This is a genomic window from Pseudonocardia adelaidensis, from assembly GCF_039543345.1.
In the GTDB taxonomy this organism is placed as follows: Bacteria; Actinomycetota; Actinomycetes; order Mycobacteriales; family Pseudonocardiaceae; genus Pseudonocardia; species Pseudonocardia adelaidensis.
Genome location: NZ_BAABJO010000006.1, coordinates 65,280 through 84,031, shown reverse-complemented (window position 1 = coordinate 84,031; position 18,752 = coordinate 65,280). Strand labels below are relative to the sequence as shown.

22 protein-coding genes are annotated in these 18,752 nt (G+C 74.1%); 12 read left to right on the top strand and 10 right to left on the bottom strand.

The window, feature by feature from the left end; genetic code table 11:
* Positions 1 to 4 precede the first annotated feature (4 nt).
* Complete coding sequence (locus ABEA81_RS09490; protein WP_345604517.1) at positions 5 to 1,447, bottom strand: amidase; 1,443 nt, start codon at positions 1,445 to 1,447, stop codon at positions 5 to 7.
* A 23-nt stretch (positions 1,448 to 1,470) separates the two neighbouring features.
* A complete protein-coding gene (locus tag ABEA81_RS09485; protein WP_345604516.1) occupies positions 1,471 to 2,517 on the bottom strand; it encodes a GDSL-type esterase/lipase family protein in 1,047 nt (348 codons plus the stop codon).
* Between the two features lie 244 nt (positions 2,518 to 2,761).
* Between ABEA81_RS09485 and ABEA81_RS09480 the strand changes: the two genes are divergently transcribed.
* The 6 genes from ABEA81_RS09480 to ABEA81_RS09455 all read left to right on the top strand — a co-directional run bounded on the left by ABEA81_RS09480 (position 2,762) and on the right by ABEA81_RS09455 (position 8,824).
* Entirely contained in the window at positions 2,762 to 2,950 is a 189-nt protein-coding gene (locus tag ABEA81_RS09480) for a PspC domain-containing protein (protein ID WP_345604515.1), read from the top strand.
* A gap of 18 nt (positions 2,951 to 2,968) precedes the next feature.
* Positions 2,969 to 4,519: an amidohydrolase gene (locus ABEA81_RS09475; RefSeq protein ID WP_345604514.1), complete on the top strand. Its 1,551-nt coding sequence runs from the start codon at positions 2,969 to 2,971 to the stop codon at positions 4,517 to 4,519.
* 418 nt (positions 4,520 to 4,937) lie between these two features.
* Positions 4,938 to 5,750 carry a PIG-L deacetylase family protein gene (locus tag ABEA81_RS09470; protein WP_345604513.1) on the top strand — a complete coding sequence of 271 codons (813 nt, stop codon included), beginning with the start codon at positions 4,938 to 4,940 and terminating at the stop codon, positions 5,748 to 5,750.
* Positions 5,751 to 5,813: 63 nt separating this feature from the next.
* Positions 5,814 to 7,418, top strand: a complete 1,605-nt coding sequence (gene lnt, locus ABEA81_RS09465; protein WP_345604512.1) for an apolipoprotein N-acyltransferase — start codon at positions 5,814 to 5,816, stop codon at positions 7,416 to 7,418.
* On the top strand, positions 7,411 to 8,250 hold the full coding sequence (locus ABEA81_RS09460; protein WP_345604511.1) for a polyprenol monophosphomannose synthase: 840 nt from the start codon (positions 7,411 to 7,413) through the stop codon (positions 8,248 to 8,250). Before lnt ends, ABEA81_RS09460 begins: the two co-directional genes overlap by 8 nt.
* Positions 8,251 to 8,323: 73 nt before the next feature.
* A complete protein-coding gene (locus ABEA81_RS09455; RefSeq protein WP_345604510.1) occupies positions 8,324 to 8,824 on the top strand; it encodes a phosphoribosyltransferase in 501 nt (166 codons plus the stop codon).
* A gap of 51 nt (positions 8,825 to 8,875) precedes the next feature.
* On the opposite strand, the gene ABEA81_RS09450 is transcribed toward ABEA81_RS09455, so the two are convergent.
* From ABEA81_RS09450 to ligD, 4 genes are all read right to left on the bottom strand, one after another.
* On the bottom strand, positions 8,876 to 9,220 hold the full coding sequence (locus ABEA81_RS09450; RefSeq protein ID WP_345604509.1) for an RNA polymerase-binding protein RbpA: 345 nt from the start codon (positions 9,218 to 9,220) through the stop codon (positions 8,876 to 8,878).
* A 266-nt stretch (positions 9,221 to 9,486) separates the two neighbouring features.
* On the bottom strand, positions 9,487 to 10,794 hold the full coding sequence (locus tag ABEA81_RS09445) for an MFS transporter (protein ID WP_345604508.1): 1,308 nt from the start codon (positions 10,792 to 10,794) through the stop codon (positions 9,487 to 9,489).
* Positions 10,795 to 10,821: 27 nt separating this feature from the next.
* Positions 10,822 to 11,619, bottom strand: coding sequence for a glycerophosphodiester phosphodiesterase family protein (locus ABEA81_RS09440; protein ID WP_345604507.1), 798 nt, complete (start codon positions 11,617 to 11,619; stop codon positions 10,822 to 10,824).
* A 26-nt stretch (positions 11,620 to 11,645) separates the two neighbouring features.
* Positions 11,646 to 13,553: a non-homologous end-joining DNA ligase gene (ligD, locus tag ABEA81_RS09435; RefSeq protein WP_345604506.1), complete on the bottom strand. Its 1,908-nt coding sequence runs from the start codon at positions 13,551 to 13,553 to the stop codon at positions 11,646 to 11,648.
* Positions 13,554 to 13,629: 76 nt separating this feature from the next.
* Here ligD and ABEA81_RS09430 point away from each other — a divergent pair, with 76 nt between their 5' ends.
* The 4 genes from ABEA81_RS09430 to ABEA81_RS09415 all read left to right on the top strand — a co-directional run bounded on the left by ABEA81_RS09430 (position 13,630) and on the right by ABEA81_RS09415 (position 15,353).
* The gene (locus tag ABEA81_RS09430) at positions 13,630 to 13,827 is read left to right on the top strand and encodes a (2Fe-2S)-binding protein (RefSeq protein WP_345604505.1); all 198 of its coding nucleotides are present in this window, start codon (positions 13,630 to 13,632) and stop codon (positions 13,825 to 13,827) included.
* 133 nt (positions 13,828 to 13,960) lie between these two features.
* Positions 13,961 to 14,446, top strand: a complete 486-nt coding sequence (bfr, locus tag ABEA81_RS09425; RefSeq protein WP_345604503.1) for a bacterioferritin — start codon at positions 13,961 to 13,963, stop codon at positions 14,444 to 14,446.
* Positions 14,447 to 14,544: 98 nt separating this feature from the next.
* Positions 14,545 to 14,790, top strand: a complete 246-nt coding sequence (locus tag ABEA81_RS09420) for a TroA family protein (protein ID WP_345604502.1) — start codon at positions 14,545 to 14,547, stop codon at positions 14,788 to 14,790.
* A gap of 23 nt (positions 14,791 to 14,813) precedes the next feature.
* Positions 14,814 to 15,353, top strand: a complete 540-nt coding sequence (locus tag ABEA81_RS09415; RefSeq protein ID WP_345604501.1) for a putative immunity protein — start codon at positions 14,814 to 14,816, stop codon at positions 15,351 to 15,353.
* A 275-nt stretch (positions 15,354 to 15,628) separates the two neighbouring features.
* Here ABEA81_RS09415 and ABEA81_RS09410 read toward each other — a convergent pair whose 3' ends face one another.
* Positions 15,629 to 16,207, bottom strand: coding sequence for a PASTA domain-containing protein (locus ABEA81_RS09410; protein WP_345604500.1), 579 nt, complete (start codon positions 16,205 to 16,207; stop codon positions 15,629 to 15,631).
* Positions 16,208 to 16,245: 38 nt separating this feature from the next.
* The gene (locus ABEA81_RS09405; protein WP_345604499.1) at positions 16,246 to 16,422 is read right to left on the bottom strand and encodes a hypothetical protein; all 177 of its coding nucleotides are present in this window, start codon (positions 16,420 to 16,422) and stop codon (positions 16,246 to 16,248) included.
* A 74-nt stretch (positions 16,423 to 16,496) separates the two neighbouring features.
* Between ABEA81_RS09405 and ABEA81_RS09400 the strand changes: the two genes are divergently transcribed.
* Positions 16,497 to 17,348: a bifunctional helix-turn-helix transcriptional regulator/GNAT family N-acetyltransferase gene (locus tag ABEA81_RS09400; RefSeq protein WP_345604498.1), complete on the top strand. Its 852-nt coding sequence runs from the start codon at positions 16,497 to 16,499 to the stop codon at positions 17,346 to 17,348.
* Positions 17,349 to 17,354: 6 nt separating this feature from the next.
* Here ABEA81_RS09400 and ABEA81_RS09395 read toward each other — a convergent pair whose 3' ends face one another.
* On the bottom strand, positions 17,355 to 17,780 hold the full coding sequence (locus tag ABEA81_RS09395) for a hypothetical protein (protein WP_345604497.1): 426 nt from the start codon (positions 17,778 to 17,780) through the stop codon (positions 17,355 to 17,357).
* 9 nt (positions 17,781 to 17,789) lie between these two features.
* Between ABEA81_RS09395 and ABEA81_RS09390 the strand changes: the two genes are divergently transcribed.
* Positions 17,790 to 18,149, top strand: a complete 360-nt coding sequence (locus ABEA81_RS09390; RefSeq protein WP_345604496.1) for a MarR family winged helix-turn-helix transcriptional regulator — start codon at positions 17,790 to 17,792, stop codon at positions 18,147 to 18,149.
* On the opposite strand, the gene ABEA81_RS09385 is transcribed toward ABEA81_RS09390, so the two are convergent.
* Positions 18,126 to 18,743: a CG0192-related protein gene (locus tag ABEA81_RS09385; RefSeq protein WP_345604495.1), complete on the bottom strand. Its 618-nt coding sequence runs from the start codon at positions 18,741 to 18,743 to the stop codon at positions 18,126 to 18,128. The genes ABEA81_RS09390 and ABEA81_RS09385 overlap by 24 nt on opposite strands.
* Between the last annotated feature and the right edge of the window lie 9 nt (positions 18,744 to 18,752).

The window sequence follows — 18,752 nt, the reverse complement described above, 5'->3', positions numbered from 1 at the left end:
TCGGTCAGTCCACGGTCACGAACGCGGGCCGCGGTGTCGGGTCGATCTCGGGTGCACGCCCGGCGCCGGCGAACGACTCGAACTGGCGCGCCACGGCGAGCAGCCGGTCCTCCCGCAGGTGGGGCCCGACGAGCTGGATGCCGACGGGCAGCCCGTCCGGGGTGAACGCCGCCGGGAGCGAGATCGCCGGGCACCCGGTCATCGTGATCGCGGACGGGAGGCCCATCCACTCCAGGTAGTCGTGCATCGGGCTGCCGTCGATGGCCCGCGGGTAGCGGGTGGTGATCTCGAACGGGGCGACCTGGCAGGTCGGGGTGGCCAGGACGTCGAAGGAGTCGAAGAACTCCCGCATCACGTGGAAGATCCGGGCGGCGTTCCGCTCGGCCAGCGCGATCGTCGGCCCGTCGAGCTTCGCCCCCTCCTCGATGTTCCACACCGCATCGCTCTTCAGCCGGCCCGGGTGCTCGGCGAGCAGGGGGGCGAGCGAGATCTGCATCTTGAGGGCCCGCAGCACCCGGAACGACTCGATGGCGCCGGAGAGGTCGGGGGTGGCGAGCTCGACCTCCCAGCCGTGAGCCGCCATCGTGGCGACCACCGGTTCGAGCGCGTCCCGCACCTCGCGGGCCACCACGACCCGCCCGTCGAGATCGGGCGACCACGCCACCCGCACCGGACGCCCGCGCGGGTCGGGCACGGGGAAGTACGCCGCCGGGTCGGCGGGCACCGACCACCCGGCGCGCGGGTCAGCACCCGCGAGGACGCTCAAGAGGAGCGCGAGGTCGTCCACGGTGCGTGCCATCGGCCCCACCACGGACAGCCGGCTGAACGGGTCGCCGTCCGGCCAGGACGGCACCCGGCCCGGGGAGGGCCGGAACCCGACGACGTTGCAGAACGACGCCGGGTTGCGCAGCGAGCCGCCGGTGTCGCTCCCGTCCGCGAGCGGGAGCATGCGCGCGGCGAGGGCCGCGGCCGCCCCACCGCTGCTGCCGCCCGCGGTCCGCTCGAGCGCGTACGGGTTGCGGGTGACGCCGTAGACGTCGTTGAACGTGTGCGACCCCAGGCCGAACTCGGGCACGTTGGTCTTGCCGACCGTGATCGCCCCAGCCGCCGTCATGCGCCCGACCACGGTGTGGTCCTGTGCCGGCACCCGGTCGGCGAAGATCGGGCTGCCCTGGGTGAACCGGAACCCGGCCGCCGGCACCAGGTCCTTGTGCGCCACCGGCAGCCCGTGGAGCGCTCCCCGCGGCTCGTCCTCGCGGAAGGCGCGGTCCAGCTCGCGCGCCGCGGCAAGCGCCCGCTCGGGCCGGAAGTCGACGATCGCGTTGACGGCGGGGTTCAGCCGCTCGATCTCCGCGATGTGCGCCTCCACCACCTCGGCGGCGGTGAGCTCACCGGACCGGGTCAGCCTGGCGAGCTCTACTGCGGAGGAGTTCTCACCGATCTTCACGCCCGAGACCGTAGTGCGCGCGGTCAGGCTGCGGGGGCCTCCGCCGGCGCCGGTTCGAGGTGGGCCTTGCCGTCGGGGCCCGCCACGCACGCCGCGGCGCTCGCCCCGGAGCGCACGAGATCCCCGACACAGCGGCCCATCTGCGCGTGCGCGGCCGCCGTGGGGTGGAACGACTCCTGGGCGAGGTGGAACCCGATCGCGTCCAGCCCGCCGTACACCAGTGCCTGCGGGTCGACGGTGATGCGCCGCTGCCACTCCTGCGCCTGCAGGGGCTTGGTGCACGCCTCGTAGCCCTCGGTGGCCCGGGCCAGGTCGAGGAACAACGCGCCGGTGCGCTCGGCGACGCCGTGGAGCGCGGCCGAGAGCGCGGGGAAGAGCGTGGTGCGGCCCCACCCGGCGTCGGGCTTGCTGTACGGGCACCCGGCGAGAGCCTGCAGGGGGAGCATCTGCTCGGTGACCGGGGACGCGTAGGAGGCGAGGACGAGCGCGTAGTCACCCAGGCCGTAGCCCGCTCGGCGCATGGCCGTCCGCACGTCCCGCACCGCGGCCTCCACCTTGGGTGCGGTGGCGGCCATGCGCTCGGCCACCAACGAGCCGATCGTCTCCCGGCACGGTGGCTCGCGCGGGTCGACGAACGCGCGGATGCAGGCGACGCCGGTGCCGAACAACGCGGCGTCGTCGTTGGCGCCCGCCTGCACGATCACCGTGGTGACGCGGTAGCGGCCGGCCACCTCGACGAGCCGCTGGGCCTGGGATCCCTCCGTGTAGTGGGTGCCGCTGCCGAACGCGACATCGCCCGCCTTGGCGCCCGAGCACGCCAGGTTCACCGACTCGGGGGCGAGGCCCGTGCGGTGGACGTAGGCGTGCACGGAGCGGTGGCACCAGTTGTCGTTCTCCCCGCGGGTGCCGGGCTCGTAGTCGTCGGCTCCGTCGCCCGCAGCGGCGCTGTCGCCGAGCACGACCACGGCCTCGGGCGCCTGAGCCATCGCCGTGGCCGGGACACCGAACAGGGCGAGTGCCAGGGCACCGGCCGCACCGAAGATCAGGGCCAGGGAGCGTGATCGCGTCACGACGGGGACGCTATGTCCACCGCAGCGCCCTGACCAGGACATTCATCGAGATTCACCGGGACCAGCGATCTCCGCCCGTGGGGTGCAGCGCGCGCTCACGGAACGCGAGTCCGTTCGCCCGCACGGGGGTATCCCAGGGGAACCTCAGGGACGCCTCCGGGCGTTTCCGGAGTTCCGGGGCGGCCACAGCGCCGACACTGGAGTCCAGCGGCGAGATGCGCCGCGATGTGGAAGGAGCCCGAAGGTGGCAACCACCCTGACCCGCCCGCAGCACGGCAAGGTGATCGCCGGCGTGTGCGCGGGCCTGGCGGACCGGTTCGGAATGAGCCCGTTCGTGGTTCGGCTGCTGTTCCTGCTGTCGTGCCTGCTGCCCGGCCCGCAGTTCGTGATCTACATCGTGCTGTGGATCCTCATGCCGAAGCGGGCGTACTGATCCGGTAGACATCGCGGGGTGCCCCGCACCCTGCTCCTCGGCGTCCGGATCTTCGATGCCGGGTCGTTCGCCGCGGGACCGGGAGCCCTCGAGATCGAGGGCTCCCGGATCAGCTGGGTGGGCGGCGCCGACGCCGCGCGGGAACGCCGGCCGGGGGCCACCGTGCTGGAGCTCGCCGGCGGCGTCGTCACTCCCGCCTTCGTCGACGCGCACGTGCACGCCACCGCCGCCGGCCTGCTCGCCGACGGCCTCGACCTCACCCGCTGCGGCTCGGCGCGGGAGCTGCTCGACGCGGTGGCCGCCCGTGCCGCCGCCCGACCCGGCGCGCTCGTGTGGGGCCACGGCTGGCAGGACCAGGACTGGCCCGAGGGGCTCCCGCCCCGTGCGGCCCTCGACCGGGCCGCGGCGGGTGCACCGGTCTACCTGAGCCGGATCGACGTCCACTCGGCCCTCGTCTCGTCGGCCCTGCTCGACCGGGCCCCCGGCGTGACGGGCGCCGCCGGGTGGTCGCTCAGGGCGCTGTCGGGCGACGCCCACCACCGGGCCCGCCGGGCCGCACTCGCCGCCGTCGACGCCACCACCCGCGATGCCGCACAGGCCGCGTTCCTCGCCGACGTCGCCGCGCGCGGGGTCGCGGTCGTGCACGAGTGCGCAGGCCCGGACATCTCCTCGGCCGCCGACCTCGCCGCGCTGCGGCTCCGTGCCGGACCCGAGGTCGTCGGCTACTGGGGCGAGACGGTGCGCACTCCGGGGGAGGCCGCGGAGCTGCTCGCGGCCACCGGGGCCCGCGGTCTCGCGGGCGACCTCTTCGTCGACGGCTCGCTGGGCTCGCGCACCGCGGCGCTGCGCGCGCCCTACGCCGACGCTCCCGGCTGCACCGGCAACCGCTACCTCGACGCCGCGGCGATCGGCGCGCACGTCACGGCCTGCACCGCGGCCGGGACGCAGGCCGGGTTCCACGTGATCGGCGACGCGGCCGCGGACGCGCTGCTCGCCGGGCTCGAGGAGGCCGCGGCCGCGACGTCACCCTCGGCGGTGCGGGCCGCGAGCCACCGGGTGGAGCACCTGGAGATGGTCGACCCGGCCCAGGTTCGCCGGCTGGCCGAGCTCGGTGTCGTCGCGAGCGTGCAGCCGCTGTTCGACGCGTACTGGGGCGGCCCGCACGGCATGTACGCCACGCGTCTCGGCCCGGCGCGGGCCCGCGGGATGAACCCCTTCGCCGGGCTGCACGGGGCGGGCGTCGTCCTCGCGCTCGGCTCCGACGCCCCCGTCACCCCGGTCGACCCGTGGGCCGCGGTGCGCGCCGCGGTCGAGCACCGCACGCCCGGCTCCGCGCTCACTGCGGCCGGCGCACTCGCGGCGCACACGGTGGGCGGCCATCGCGCGGCCGGGGACCGGTCCCCGCTGGCCGGTCGCCTGCTCCCCGGCGCCGTCGCGAGCTACGCGATCTGGGACGGCGCGGGCCCCGTCGACGGCAGCGCGGGAGACCCGCGCTGCCTGCGCCTCGTCCACCGTGGCGAGGTGCTGCACGACGTCCTGCGAGCGACCGGCTCGTTCGCTCGCTCCTAGACGGTTGCGTCCTGGGTTCTCGGTGGTCGAGGGCGATCGGGGAGCGCTCGCCGGGGGCGTCGTCGCGGCGGTCGGGTCGCACGAAACGCGCAGCGGATGGCCGATCAAGGGGAAATGGTGGCCGAATGATCTCCGGGAGCGACCATCCGGCCTTGGTCACCGCTGCCGAGCAGCCATCTGCCCTTGATCGCTGCGCTGGCCGGCAGCGCTTGAACAGCGTCGGCGAGCGCCTCCATCTGGGGTTGACCCGATGGTGGACCCGGGGCGGGGTCTGGCACACTCTCGGCCGTGACGGACCGGACGTACCGCCTGGGCGTGGCCCTGTGCTGTCCGGGGTGCTGTCGCTGCTGTTGCAGCTGACCTCCGGCCCCCTCCGTCCCGGCCGCTCCGCGCGGCCCCGCACGTCTGCGAACCCACGATGATCTCCACCCCCGACCTGCGCGGGCACACCGTCCTGGTCCTGCACGCCCACCCCGACGACGAGTCGATCTTCACCGGGATCACCCTGCGCCGCCTCGCCGACGCGGGCGCGCGCACCGTCCTGGTCGTCGCGACGGCGGGCGAGCTGGGTGGCTCCCGGGTGCCGCTGCGGCCCGGCGAGACGATCCCCGAACGCAGGCTCGCCGAGCTGGAGAAGGCGGCGGAGCTGCTCGGGGTGTCGCGACTGGCGCTGCTGGGCAGGCGCGACTCGGGCCTGCCCGGGTGGGCCGACGCGCGGCACGAGCGGGCCCTGGCCATGGCCGACCAGCTACAACTCGCCCGCGACGTCGCCGAGATCGCCGACGACGAGGGCGCGAGCGCGATCGTCCACGACGACGAGCACGGGATCTACGGCCACCCCGACCACCGCGCGGTCTTCCGGATCGGGGCGACCGCCGCGGAGATGCTGGGGCTCACCGGGTACCGGGCCACGGTGGACCGCGAGCACCTGCACGTCTCGGCCAGGGACCGCCATCTGATCCACGGCGCCGCGCGCGCCGCCGCCGTGTCGTTCGGGCGGGTCACCGCCGAGATCGGGCTCGCCGTCACCGGCACCGACGCCCACCTGCGGAACAAGCGCGCCGCGATGGTGGCGCACGCGAGCCAGATCGCCGACGAGGACGTGCCCGCCGACGTGCCCATCGACGGCTTCGCGGGCGCCTACGGGTACGAGTGGTTCACCCGCAGCGGTGCCCCGGGCCCGGTCGACGCGCTGGGCAACGCGCACCTGCTGGCCCCGGTGCCGGCCTGACCGGCGGCCCTCCCGGTGCTCCCAGGTCACCGGCGCCACACGGGGGGCACGTAGTCTCACCTCGTGGCCGCTCCCACCACCGATCCCGTCGCGCCCGAACCGCCCGCGCCTGCCGCGGTGCGCAGGCGCTGGCGTCCCGCGGTGGCGGCCCGGATGGTCGGGGCGGCGGGCGGCGGCGCGCTGCTGTACCTCAGCTTCCCGCCGCGCACGCTGTGGTGGCTGGTGCTCCCGGCGTTCGCGCTGCTGGGCATCGTCCTGTACGGGCGGCGCGCCCGCGCCGGGTTCGGCTACGGCTTCCTGTTCGGCCTCGGGTTCCTGCTGCCCCTGCTCGCCTGGACCGGCTCGTTCGTCGGCTCCCTGCCCTGGGTCGCGCTGAGCGCGTTCGAGTCGCTGTTCATCGGCGCCGCCGGCGCGGGGATCGCCGTGGTCTCCCGGCTCCCCGCCGCGCCGCTGTGGGCCGCCGCCGTGTGGATCGCGGGTGAGGCGGTCCGGGGACGGATCCCGTTCGGCGGGCTCCCGTGGGGCCGGGTCGGCTTCGGCCAGCCGGACGGGCCGCTGCTGCCGATCGCCGCGATCGGCGGCGAGCCGCTCCTGTCCTTCGCTGCGGTGCTCGCGGGGCTCGCGCTCGGCGAGCTGGTGCGACGGCTGGTCCGCCGCCGGCCCCCGCACCGGATGATCGCGCCGGCGCTCATCGCCGTCCTCACGATGGCCGCGGGGCCGCTCGCCGCGCTGGTGCCCGCCACCCCGAACGGCGACGACCGCACGGTCACGATCGCCGCGGTGCAGGGCAACGTGCCCAGGCTGGGGCTCGACTTCAACGCCCAGCGCCGCGCCGTGCTCGACAACCACGTGAAGGCCACCGAACAGCTCGCCGCCGACGTCGCGGCGGGCCGGGCGCCCCGCCCCGACCTCGTGATCTGGCCGGAGAACTCCAGCGACATCGACCCGCTGCGCAACCCCGACGCCGCCGCCCAGATCGACAGGGCGGCCGCGGCGGTCGGCGTGCCGGTGCTGGTCGGGTCGGTGCTGCGCAACCCCGACGGGCTCACCACCTCGAACTCCGCCCTGGTCTGGGAGGCGGGCAAGGGGGTCGTGGAGCGCAACGACAAGCGCCGCGTCCAGCCGTTCGGCGAGTACATGCCGTGGCGGTCGTTCTTCCGCCTGCTCTCCCCGTACGTCGACCGGGCGGGGTACTTCGTGCCGGGCGACGGGCCGGGTGCGGTGGACATGGCGGGCGTGCGCGTGGGCGTCACGATCTGCTGGGAGGTCGCGTTCGACGACCTGGTGGCCGACAGCGTCGACGCCGGCGCCGAGGTGCTCGCCGTGCCCAGCAACAACGCCACGTTCGGCCTGTCCGAGATGACCTACCAGCAGCTGGCGATGTCGCGGCTGCGGGCCGTCGAGCACGACCGGCCGGTGATCGTCGCCACCACGAGCGGGGTGAGCGCGACGATCACCCGCGACGGCACCGTCACCGCGAGCACGCGGCAGTTCACGCCGGATGTCCTGGTCGATCGGACCCAGCTGAGGGACACCACTACTCTGGCCACCCGATGGCGGTCCGCGCCCGAATGGGCGCTGGTCGCTCTCGGGGTGCTCGCGATCGGCGCGGGGATCGCGACCAGGCGTCGCGCGGTGATGCGTGCGGGAAGGGACGAGGATGGCTGAGCCGAGGGGCCGGGTTCTGGTGGTGATCCCCACCTACCAGGAGCGGGACAACCTGGGTCCGGTCGTGGCGAGGCTGCACGCCGCCGTGCCCGAGGCGGATGTCCTCGTGGTCGACGACGCGAGCCCCGACGGCACCGGTGAGCTCGCCGACGAGATGGCGGCGGCCGACCCACGGGTCAAGGTGCTCCACCGCACGGGCAAGCAGGGCCTTGGCGCGGCCTACCTGGCCGGGTTCGCCACGGCGTTGAGCGGCGACTACCAGGTCGTCGTCGAGATGGATGCCGACGGCTCGCACCCCCCGGAGGACCTGCCTGCGTTGATCGCGGCCCTGGACGACGCCGACGTCGTGCTCGGGTCCCGGTACGTGCCGGGCGGCATCGTGCGCAACTGGCCCGCGCGCCGGCAGCTGATCTCCCGCGCCGGCAACCTGTACTCCCGGCTGGCGCTCGGCGTGCAGATCAAGGACATCACCGCCGGGTTCCGGGTGTTCCGCCGGCAGGTGCTCGAGGAGCTCGACCTGGACCAGATCGCGTCGCAGGGCTACTGCTTCCAGATCGACATGGCCTGGCGGGCCGTGCTCGGCGGGTTCCGCGTGGTGGAGGTGCCGATCACCTTCACCGAGCGCGAGCGCGGGGCGTCGAAGATGGACACCGCCATCGTCGTCGAGGCGTTCTGGCGGGTGGCCTGCTGGGGTGCCGGGCGGCTGGTGCGCCGCACACCCACCGTGGTGCGCGCCGACCGTCCCCCCGCCGACCCGCCGCCGGCCGTCCCGGAGCGCCCGAGCCGGCCTGCCGGCGACGAGGCCGTGAGCGACGGGTCGGTCCGCACGTGAGCGAGCTTGCGCGCTCACCATTCACCCCAGCAGCGCCGCGAGCGCTGCCGACGAGCGTCAGCGAGGAGGAGGCGTGAGCGACGCTCCACGCGAGGAGCTCACCTGGGAGCTCTTCGGCAACGCCTCCCGGGAGCTCGCCGAGCAGATCGCCGCCGACGGCTACGAGGCCGACATCATCCTGTCGATCGCGCGGGGTGGCCTGTTCGTCGCCGGCGCGCTCGGCTACGCCCTCGACGTCAAGAACCTGCACGTGGCGAACGTGGAGTTCTACACGGGTGTGGACGAGCGGCTACCGGTTCCGATCATGCTGCCGCCCGTGCCGAACGTGGTGGACCTGTCGGGCGCGCGCGTGCTCGTGGCCGACGACGTCGCCGACACCGGCGCCACGCTCAAGCTCGTGCGGGACTTCTGCGGCGAGCACGTCGCCGACGTGCGCTGCGCCGTGGTGTACGAGAAGCCGCACAGCAGCGTGCGGTGCGAGTACGTGTGGCGGCGCACCGACCGGTGGATCAACTTCCCGTGGTCGACGCTGCCGCCGGTGGTCTCGCGCGCCGAGCAGGTGCTCGACGCCTGAACAGACGAGAACCGGGCCACCCGACGGGTGGCCCGGTTCTTCGACTGCGACTCAGGCGATCTCGCGCCGGCGCTCGGCCAGCAGCTCGAGGCGCTCGTTGAGCAGCACCTCCAGCTCGGCCACGGAACGCCGCTCCAGCAGCATGTCCCAGTGGGTGCGCGGGGGCTTGGCCTTCTTCTGCTCGGGCTCGGCGCCGTCCACGAGACGGGAGATGCTGCCGTGCAGACGGCACTCCCAGGTTGCCGGGGCCTCGGCGTCGCCCGCGAAGGGCACCTCGAAGTCGTGTCCGCGCGGGCACGCGTAGCGCATCGACTGCCGCGGCGCAAGGTCGTGGTTGCGGTCCGTCTCGTAGCTGACAGCCCCGAGCCGGCTGCCACGGAGCACGCGGTCGGCCATGCGTCATCCTCCCTACCGGGGCCGAGGGAGCCTCCCTCGGCCATCACCACCGGGTGTAACGTCTGCAGAGCAGCCGTCCATTCCCGCCATAGGGGCGGAATCCGACCGGGTGTGGTCAGTTCATGCGACCACCCCGGACGTCTGCCGCCCCGGTACACGAGTGTCCCCGATCGGCGGCCGCTACACACGCGGTTGTGACCTGTCAGCCAACTGTGACTTATGTCACGCCGTACTGACGTGCTGTTCACAGGCTCGCAGCCGGCCCGTTACCGGGTCGCGGCGCCCTCCCCGATCGGGGAGGGAGGACGCACCGGCCAGAGCGCCAGCAGCCCCGCCACCAGAACCAGCACGACCCCCACGATCCCGGCCCGCTGGGCACCGAACAGCGACACGAAGAGGCCGAACAGGCTCGGCGCCAGGAACGACACCGCCCGACCCGTGGTCGCGTAGAGGCCGAAGAGCTGGCCCTCGCGACCCGGCGGGGCCAGCCGCGCGAGGAACGTGCGCGACGAGGACTGCGCAGGCCCCACGAAGAGCACCAGCGCCAGGCCGAACACCCAGAACATCAGCGGCCCGGACACGACGAGCAGCACCGCGGCGGCCGCGATCATCCCGAGCAGCGACCCCACGATCACCCGCTTCGGCCCCACCCGGTCCTCCAGCCGCCCACCGGCGACGGCGCCGGCCGCCGCGACGACGTTCGCGGCCACGCCGAACAGCAGCACGTCGCCCGCCCCGATGCCGTACACCCCGACCGCCAGTACCGAGCCCACGGTGAAGATCGCAGCGAGCCCGTCCCGGAACAGGGCGCTGGCGCCGAGGAAGTAGACGGTGTGCCGGTCCGCGCGGTACAGCGCGGCGAGGTCGGCGGCGAGGGCCCGGTACGCGCCCACGACGCCGAGCCGGGCCGGCCGGTCCGCGGCCGGCGCCTCCGGCACGCGCAGCAGGAGCGGCAGCGCGAACACCAGGAACCACCCCGCAGCGACCAGCGCGACCACGCGCACGTTGAGCCCGTCCTCCCGGGGGACGCCGGCGAGCCCACCGGTCGGGCCGCCGCCGGCCACGAACCCGTAGTAGACGACGAGCAGCAGCACGATGCCCCCGACGTAGCCCATGGCCCACCCGAACCCGGACACCCGCCCGATCGTCGCGCGCGTCGAGACCTGGGCGAGCATGGCGTTGTACGACACCTGGGCGAGCTCCGCGACGACCGAGCCGAGCGCCAGCAACACCAGGCCTGGCCACAGGTAGCCGGGATCGTCGCGGACGGCGAACAGCCCGGCCATCGTCGCGATTGTGCAGGCGGTCCACACCGCCGTCGAGAGCTTCCGCCGGCCCGACGCATCGGCCCGCTGACCGATCACCGGGGCCAGCAGTGCGATCACGAGCCCCGCGGCGCCCATCGCGTAGCCGAGTGCGGCGCCCGCCGCCGGGCTGCCGTCACCGACGGTGTCGGTGAGGTAGACCGAGAAGACGAACGTGAGGATCACCGCGTGGTAGGCCGCGGAACCCCAGTCCCACAGCGCCCACGCCAGCACCCGGCCGCGATCGACGGAAGCGGTCGGCGCGTTCACCCGCGGAGACTAGCGCCCGGGCACCCCTCAGGTGCCCTGCCACACACCGCGGGCGTGCAGCACGTCGCGCAGCACGTCGGGCCGGTCCGACAGCAGGCCGTCGGCGCCGAGGTCGAGCAGCGCGCTCATCTCGGTAGCCCGGTCGACGGTCCACACGTGCACCTCGCGGCCGCTCAGGTGCGCGGCCCGCAGCAGCGCGGCGTCCACCACCGTGAGCGGGCCGAGGCGGCGGGGGAGCTGCGCGAGATCGCCGGGTGAGTGCGGCGCGGGGAGGCGGCGCGCCGGCGCGGGCAAGCGGTCCAGCCACGCCCTGGCCCGCAGCCCGAACGCGGCACCCTGGGCCATCGAGGTGCACAACCGGGGCCCGGCCGCCTCGCGCGCCCGCCGCAGCCACCCGTCGTGGTAACTGCCCAGGCAGACCCGGTGCCAGCTGCCGGTGCGCTCCAGCACCTCGAGCACCGGCTCCACCACCCCGCCGGACTTCAGCTCCACCGTGATCCGCGTGTCGGGCAGCTCCACCAGCACCTGTTCGAGCAACGGCAGCGGCTCCCGGCCACGCACCCGCACCCGGGCCAGCGCGGCCGCGGAGAGGGCGCTGATCGGCCCGCTGCCGTCGGTGGTGCGCTCGAGCGTCGGGTCGTGGTGCACCACCACGACGCCGTCGGCGCTCGCGTGGACGTCCATCTCGAGGTAGCCGAACCCCTCGGCGACCGCCCGGCGGAACGCGGGCAGGGTGTTCTCGCAGCCGTCGAGGTCGTCGATGTGCCAGCCGCGGTGGGCGTAGGCGCGCGGGTAGGGGCCGTCGAAGTAGGGGTGCCGGGGCACGGCTGAAGCCTTTCAGCCCGTCTCGATCAGCCGCGACGGGGGAGGCGTTGCGGTTCGGTGAACAGCGGGGCGAGCAGGTCGCCGTGCTCGGCGATGCGTGCGGGCAGGTCCGCTGCGGTGAACACGAGGTCGTCCGGGCGGCGGCAGGCCCGTACCTCGTCCCACGTCACCGGCGTGGCGACCGTGGGCCGCGCCCGCCCGCGCAGCGAGTAGCTCGCGATCGTGGTCTTGTACGGGTTGTTCTGGCTCCAGTCGACGAACACCTTCCCGCGCCGCCGCGCCTTCGCCATCACCGCCGTCACCCGCCCCGGCGACTCCCGGGCCAGCTCCTCGGCGAGGGCCTTGGCGAACTCCGACGTCCGCTCCGCCCGCGAGACCGTGACCGGCAGGTACAGCTGCATGCCCTTCCCGCCGCTCGTGCGCGGGTACGCGACGAGCCCGTCGTCGGCGAGCCGCTCCGCGATGCGTTCCGCCACCCGCGCGCAGTCCACCACCGTGGTGCCCTCACCCGGGTCGAGGTCGAACACCACCAGGTCCGGCAGCCGCTGGGCCCCCCGCGCCCCCACCCGCCACTGCGGCACGTGCAGCTCGAGCGCCGCGAGGTTCGCGGCCCACGCGAGGCCCTCGGCGTCGTCGATCAACGGGAAGTCGGCGTTCTCCGACCGGCCGCCCGGCGTGCCCACCCGGGCCGTGCGCAGCCAGCTCGGGGCGTGCCGGGACACGTCCTTCTCGAAGAACGAACCCCGATCCACCCCGTCCGGCCAGCGCACGAGCGTGACGGGCCGCTCGCGCAGGTGCGGCAGCATCACATCCGCGACCGCGAGGTAGTACGCGAGCACGTCGGCCTTGGTCGTGCCGGTGAGCGGGTAGAGCACCTTGTCCGGGTTGCTGAGCGTGGCCCGGCCGAAGCCCTTCCTCGCGGCGCGCCGGGGCGCGGCCGCCGGCGTGGCCACCCCCGTGTCGACCTGCACCCACCGCGTGCTGGTGCGGCCCGGCTCGTACGGCGAGTCGGGATCCTTCGCCAGTACGTACGGGAGGCGCTGCTGCGCCGCGGCGGCCAGCACCTCCCGCCCCGCTGCCGGGAACACCGGCGCAGGGCGCCAGCGCGGCCCGTCGAGCGGGAGACCCTCCAACAGCGCCCGCCGCTCCCGGAACGGCAGGGCGCACGCGTCGCGCCCATCGACGTGCAGCAGGTCGCCGATCCACAGGTACACCCCCTCCGCGCCACCGACCAGCTCCGCGTCGAGCAGCGCCTGCGTGGCACCGAGCGACGGCCCCAGCTCCCGCAGGCCGGGCGCGGCGACCTCGTCGCCCTCCGCGTCGGTGAACCGCACGCGCCCGCCGTCGGCCCGCACGATCACGCGCCGCCCCCCGAACCCGACCTGCAGCCACCACTCGCCGTCGGTCGGGAGCTCCCCGGGCGTCGCGAACATCGGGCGCGCGTCGTGGGGGAGAGGTGCCCGGCCGCCGTCGCGGTCGGAGCGGCGCAGCAGCCAGTTGTCCTTCCCGCCCTCGCGGTCCGTGCGGATGAACACGAAGCGCCCCGACGCCCGCTCCCCGCTGAGCCGGACGATGACCTCGCGCGGGTTCCACTTCTCGGCCTCGAAGGTGCCGGAGTCCCAGATGGTCATCTGCCCGCCGCCGTACTCGCCCGCCGGGATCTCCCCCGAGAACTCCAGGTACTCGATCGGATGGTCCTCGGTGCGCACGGCCAGCCGGACGGTGTCCGGATCGGTGGGCAACCCCTTCGGCACCGCCCACGAGGCCAGCACGCCGTCCCGCTCCAGCCGGACGTCCCAGTGCAGCCTGCGGGCGTGGTGCTCCTGGATCACGAAGCGGTGGCCGGGGCCTTCCGGGGCGACCGGGTCGTCGGCGGGGACCGGTTCCGGCGTGCGCCGCGCATCGCGCTTGCGGCGGTACTCGTCGAGCGGCACGTGGAGAGGCTAGTTCTTGCGTCCAGCCCCGGCGGATGTGACCATAGGCAAGCCTTGCTTGTCCGAAGGAGTGCCTGTGTACGTGTGCATCTGCTACGCGGTGCCGGACGCCGTGATCCGGTCGTGCGTCGCCCGCGGAGCGCGCACCGTCGAGGAGGTCGGCGACGCCTGCGAGGCGGGCACGGGCTGCGGCTCGTGCCACGACCACATCGACGTCTTCCTCGCCGCCGCCCACGCCCCGTCGGAAATCGCGGGGCTGCCGAGATCGGCATAAAGCCAGGACCGCCTGTTCGAAGGTTCGCCTGACCTGCCGACAGGCGATCCTGAATCGTTTGTCGCCCATTCGTGGGGTTAACGTCGGCGGTACATTCCCCTGCCGTTTCACCGCCGACGAAGCGAGGACCCCGATGCGTGGCGACGACGAGATCATCGCGCTGCTCAACGAGCAGCTCACCAGCGAACTCACCGCGATCAACCAGTACTTCCTGCACGCCAAGATGCAGCAGAACTGGGGCCTGACGAAGCTCGCTGCCTACACGCGCAACGAGTCCGTCGACGAGATGCGGCACGCGGAGATCCTGACCGACCGCATCCTGTTCCTCGAGGGCCTCCCCAACTACCAGCGGCTGTTCCCGCTGCGGATCGGGCAGACGGTCCGCGAGCAACTGCAGTCCGATCTCGCCATCGAGGTCGAGGTGGTGGAGCGGCTCCGGCCCGGCATCGCGCTGTGCCGGGAGAAGGGCGACATCACGACGGCGAAGCTGTTCGAGGAGATCCTCGCCGACGAGGAGCACCACATCGACTACATCGAGACCAACCTCGAGCTCATGGACCGGCTCGGCGAGCAGCTCTACCTCGCCCAACTGGTCGACCAGCCGCCCACCGCGGGCTGAGGTCGCGGACCGGAATCTCGATCACAACCGCGCTTCCGGCACCTCCCGATCGGCTACCAGCCTGAGAGGTTAGGTGTTCGGACGTACGGGGCACGGGCGTGAACTGGAAGCAGGACTCCCTGCTGCTCGCCGACGGACTCGGCAGGGAGGGCGCCGCCCGGGCGTTCCTCGACGACTTCGCAGCGGACGCCGCGCAGGTGGGGGAGCGCGTGGGGGAGGACACGGTCTCGTTCGTCCGGGTCACCGCCGACCGCACGCCGATCTTCGGCGTCGCGTCGTTCACCGGGTTCATCGTCCGTGGGACGCCGGTGCTGAGCGGCCTCGGGTCCGCGCTCCTGTCATAACGTGAGCCGGGAATGATGGACGCGTGATCCTGCCGAAGGACCGAGACCCCCGCCTCATCACGATCCGCCGCGGCGGCACGCTCACGGACTCCGACCATCGGCTGCTGGCCCTGTGGGCCGCCGCGTGCGCGGAGCACGTTCTGCACCTGTTCGAGGCGGTGCAGCCCGCGGACCCGCGGCCCCGTCAGGCGATCGAGGCGATTCGGGCGTGGACGCGGGGCGAGATCAGGATGTCCGAGTCCCGGGCGGCGGGTGGGCACGCCATGGCAGCGGCGAGGGTGTCGAGCGGGGCCGCCCGGCACGCCGCGTTCGCTGCCGGGCAGGCGGCGGTGGTGGCCCACGTGGCCGCACACGACCTCGGTGCTGCCGCCTATGCGATCAAGGCGGCGCGCGCGGCGACCTCCGGGCGCGCCAGCGAGAACGCCGGCCGCCTCGAGTGCCACTGGCAGCGCGACCAGCTCCCGGACGAGATTCGCGAGCTGGTCCTCGACGACCAGCGGCTGCGGAACGAGATCTGCTGGTCGGTGTTCGACTGCTGCCCCGCCTGCACGGCTCGTTCGTGAGCCGATAATCGACGTTATGACAGAACAGTCGCGGGTTCCGGCGTGGAGAGGGCACCTCCGTCAGAACGCTCCGCCGCCCACCGGCATGTCTGCCCCGTGACGCAGCGGCCCGCCTCGGACGCCGGAACGCCACGACGTGCGCGATGTCGGCGGGTTCGCCGAGGCGCCCGAGCGGGGTGCCGTTCACCGTGATCCGCCGGTGTCCGATCTCCCGGGCGAGGACGCGTGCTCGCCGGCCTGGCGCAGGCATAGCGGACGCCCGGTCGCTCGTGCCGCTAGCGGACGCTCTCCCCCGTCTCCTCGTCGATCGCCCCGCGCCGGGCGTGCGGGTCCGGCGGCGGCTGCAGCGGAGCGTGGACGCCGGCCGAACCCGGCCCGCGGTGGAGCCAGACGGTGACCGGCGAGTGCGAGGCGACGCGTTCGCCCGCGGTGGGCTTCTGGTCGACCACCTCGAAGTCAGCGGCCTCGGGCCCGAGGAACGGCGTCGGCGCGGGATCCGCGATGACCGGGTGCAGGCGCTCCTCGAGGAGCCGGTGCTGGGCGGTGGGCCAGGACATGCCGACCACGTTCGGAACCGTCACCCGCGGGCGCGGTGCAGGCGCGCTCGGCTCCTCGTCGAGGTCCTTCCAGCGTTCCCACGCCGACTGCCGGGAGACGCCGAGGCGGGTGGCGATCTCCGCCCAGGAGCGCCGGTCCCGGCGGGCGGCCCGCACGGCCTCCAGCTCCGCCTGGTCCAGCAGCCTCCGGACGTGGCCGATGTCGGAGAGCGCACCCAGCGCCTCCTCCCCCGACCGCGGCCGGCGCGCGAGGCGCTCCCATGCCTCACGGCCGTCGTGCCAGGGGTCCCGGGACATGGCGTCAGGCTAGCCTGACAGCATCGCCGACGCCAGGATCAGTCGGGCGGATGCCAGATCCGCGGGTCGTGGAAGACGTACCGGTCCCAGAGGTGCAGTTGCCGGGCGATGCGGGTGCGCAGCCCCGTGCGCGGCAGGTTCGAGGGTGCGACGGGCGCGAGGCCCATCAGGACGAGCACCAGGGCGGCGACCCACAGCGCGGCTTCCATCCACATGGGCGGCCCCTCTCGCTATTGTTTGACAGAGTCAACGGGCTCGTGGGCGCTGTCAAGCTTTCATGGAGGCGAGGATGGCCGACGCGGCCGCGAACACCGTGGCCCGGGTTCGGGAGTTCAACCGCTTCTACACGCGGGTGATCGGCGTGCTCGAGGCAGGCCTCCTGGGCACGCCGTACTCGCTCACCGAGGCGCGCGTGCTGTTCGAGCTGGCACACCGGGACGAGATGGGCGTCTCCGAGCTGCGCGGGCTGCTGGGGATCGATGCCGGTTACCTCAGCCGGATCCTCGGCCGGTTCGCCGCCGACGGGCTCGTCGTGCGCGAGGCGGCGCGGGACGACGGCCGACGCCAGCTCGTGCGGTTGACCGCGCAGGGCCGCATCGCGTACGGGCGCATCGACGACGGGCAGGTCCGCGCCACGGAACAGCTCCTCGATCCGCTCGACGAGGACGGACGCCGGCGGCTCGTCGCCGCGATGGACTGGATCCGCCGGGCGTTCGGTGATGCGCCGCTCCCCCGCACCCTCGTGCTGCGCGGCCCGCGAGCAGGCGAGCTGGGGTGGATCATCTCCCGGCACGGTGCCCGGGAAGCGGAGGCGGCGCGCCTCGTGGCCGACTTCGCCTGCCGCGCCGACCCGCGCGAGGCGGCGTGGATCGCGGAGGCCGACGGCGAGCCGGTGGGGTGCGCCCTGTGCCTCGCCGACGAGACCGACCCGCGGGCCGCCCGGCTGAGCCTCCTGCTCGTGGAGCCCGTGGCGCGGTGCGCTGGGATCGGCTCGCGGCTCGTGGCGGAGTGCGTGCGGTCGGCGCGCGCGGCGGGGTTCGATCGCGTCCGCACGCACGCGCCGGTCGACTCGGCGGGAGCACGCGTACTCGGGCGTGCGGGGTTCGAGCCGGACGGCAACGAGTGGACCTGCACCTGCTGAGCGGTCTTACGGGATCGGGCCGAGCAGCGCGATGCCGTTCCGCTGCGCCGCGGCGAGCGCCTCCTCCATGCCCGGCTCGGGGCCGAGCGCGGCCACCGCGCGCAGGAACTGCTCCATCGGCGCCCCGGGTGCGTGCACGACGAACGCGATGGCGTCCTCCGTGGACTCGTTGCGGATCGTGTGCGGGGTGCGACCGGCCAGCGGCACGACGTCGCCGGCGCCAGCCGTGAAGCGCCGACGGTCGGGGTCGTCGGCTCCCCCGATGTAGACCTCGCCGGGGTCGTGGCGGTGCATCACCGGCGGGCCACCCCCGGGCGCCATCCGGATCCGGATGGCGAACAGGGCGCCGCCGGTTTCGGCAGTCCCGGCCAGGACGGTGATCTCGTCCAGGCCGGTCCGGATCGTGTCCGCGCCGGCGGAATCGCCGAGCACGGGCACGCCGTGGTGCGACCGGCGCACGGCGCGGTCTTCCAGTACCTCGACGACACGGGCACGACGGTGAGCGTGCTCGCCGAGCGGGCGCAGATGACCAAGCAGGCGATGGCGGAGCTGGTGCGCCACCTCGAGATGCACGGGTACGTGCGGCGCGTGCCCGACCCGACCGATCGGCGCGCGAAGCTCGTCGTCCCGACCGAGCGCGGCCACGACGTGATCGCCATCGCCCAGGGCCTCGTGCCCGAGCTCGAGCACGAGGTCGGGGAGATCCTCGGTGCGGAGCGGGTGCGCGACCTGCGCGCCGCCCTGGAGGCGATCCGCAGGGTGATCCCGGCCGGCCGATCAGCGGGGCAGGTACGCCAGTAGCGCGGGCTCGGCGCTCCCGCGCCAGGTCCCGGTGAGGAAGTCGGCGTCGTCGGGCCGCTCCGTCCGCCCGACGACCCGCAGCACGACGAGCCCGCCGATGGTCGTGGCCGCCGCGCCGTCGACCGGGTCGACGGGCTCGGCGGCGGGTACGGGCGCGGCCGTGCTGCCGGAGCCGGACACGCGGGCGGTCGGTTCGCGGCGGACGGGTGCGCCGTCGGACTCCACCCATTCCGCGGCCTCGCGGCCGCCGGTGCGGATCGTGGCCACGACCGCCGCGACGTAGACCGGGTCACCGCAGCCGTCGTAGACCCAGCGGCGCCCGAGGTGGGTGTGCTCCATCGTGCCGACGAGGTGACGCTCGGCGCCCTCGAGCGGCGTGGCGCGGTAGGTCAGCGGGACCTGGAGGACGTCGCCGTTCCCGGCCCGGACCAGGTGGGTCTCGATGCCCACCTCCCCCGACGGGTCGTCGAACCGGTACGCGCCCAGGAACTCGAACGGGGCCACGGCGCCGGCCGCCCACGTGCGCGACGGGAGCCAGTCGGCGATCAGCTCGGCCTTGGTGGGGGTGATCCGCGCACGGTGGATGAGGGCCACCACGGAGAC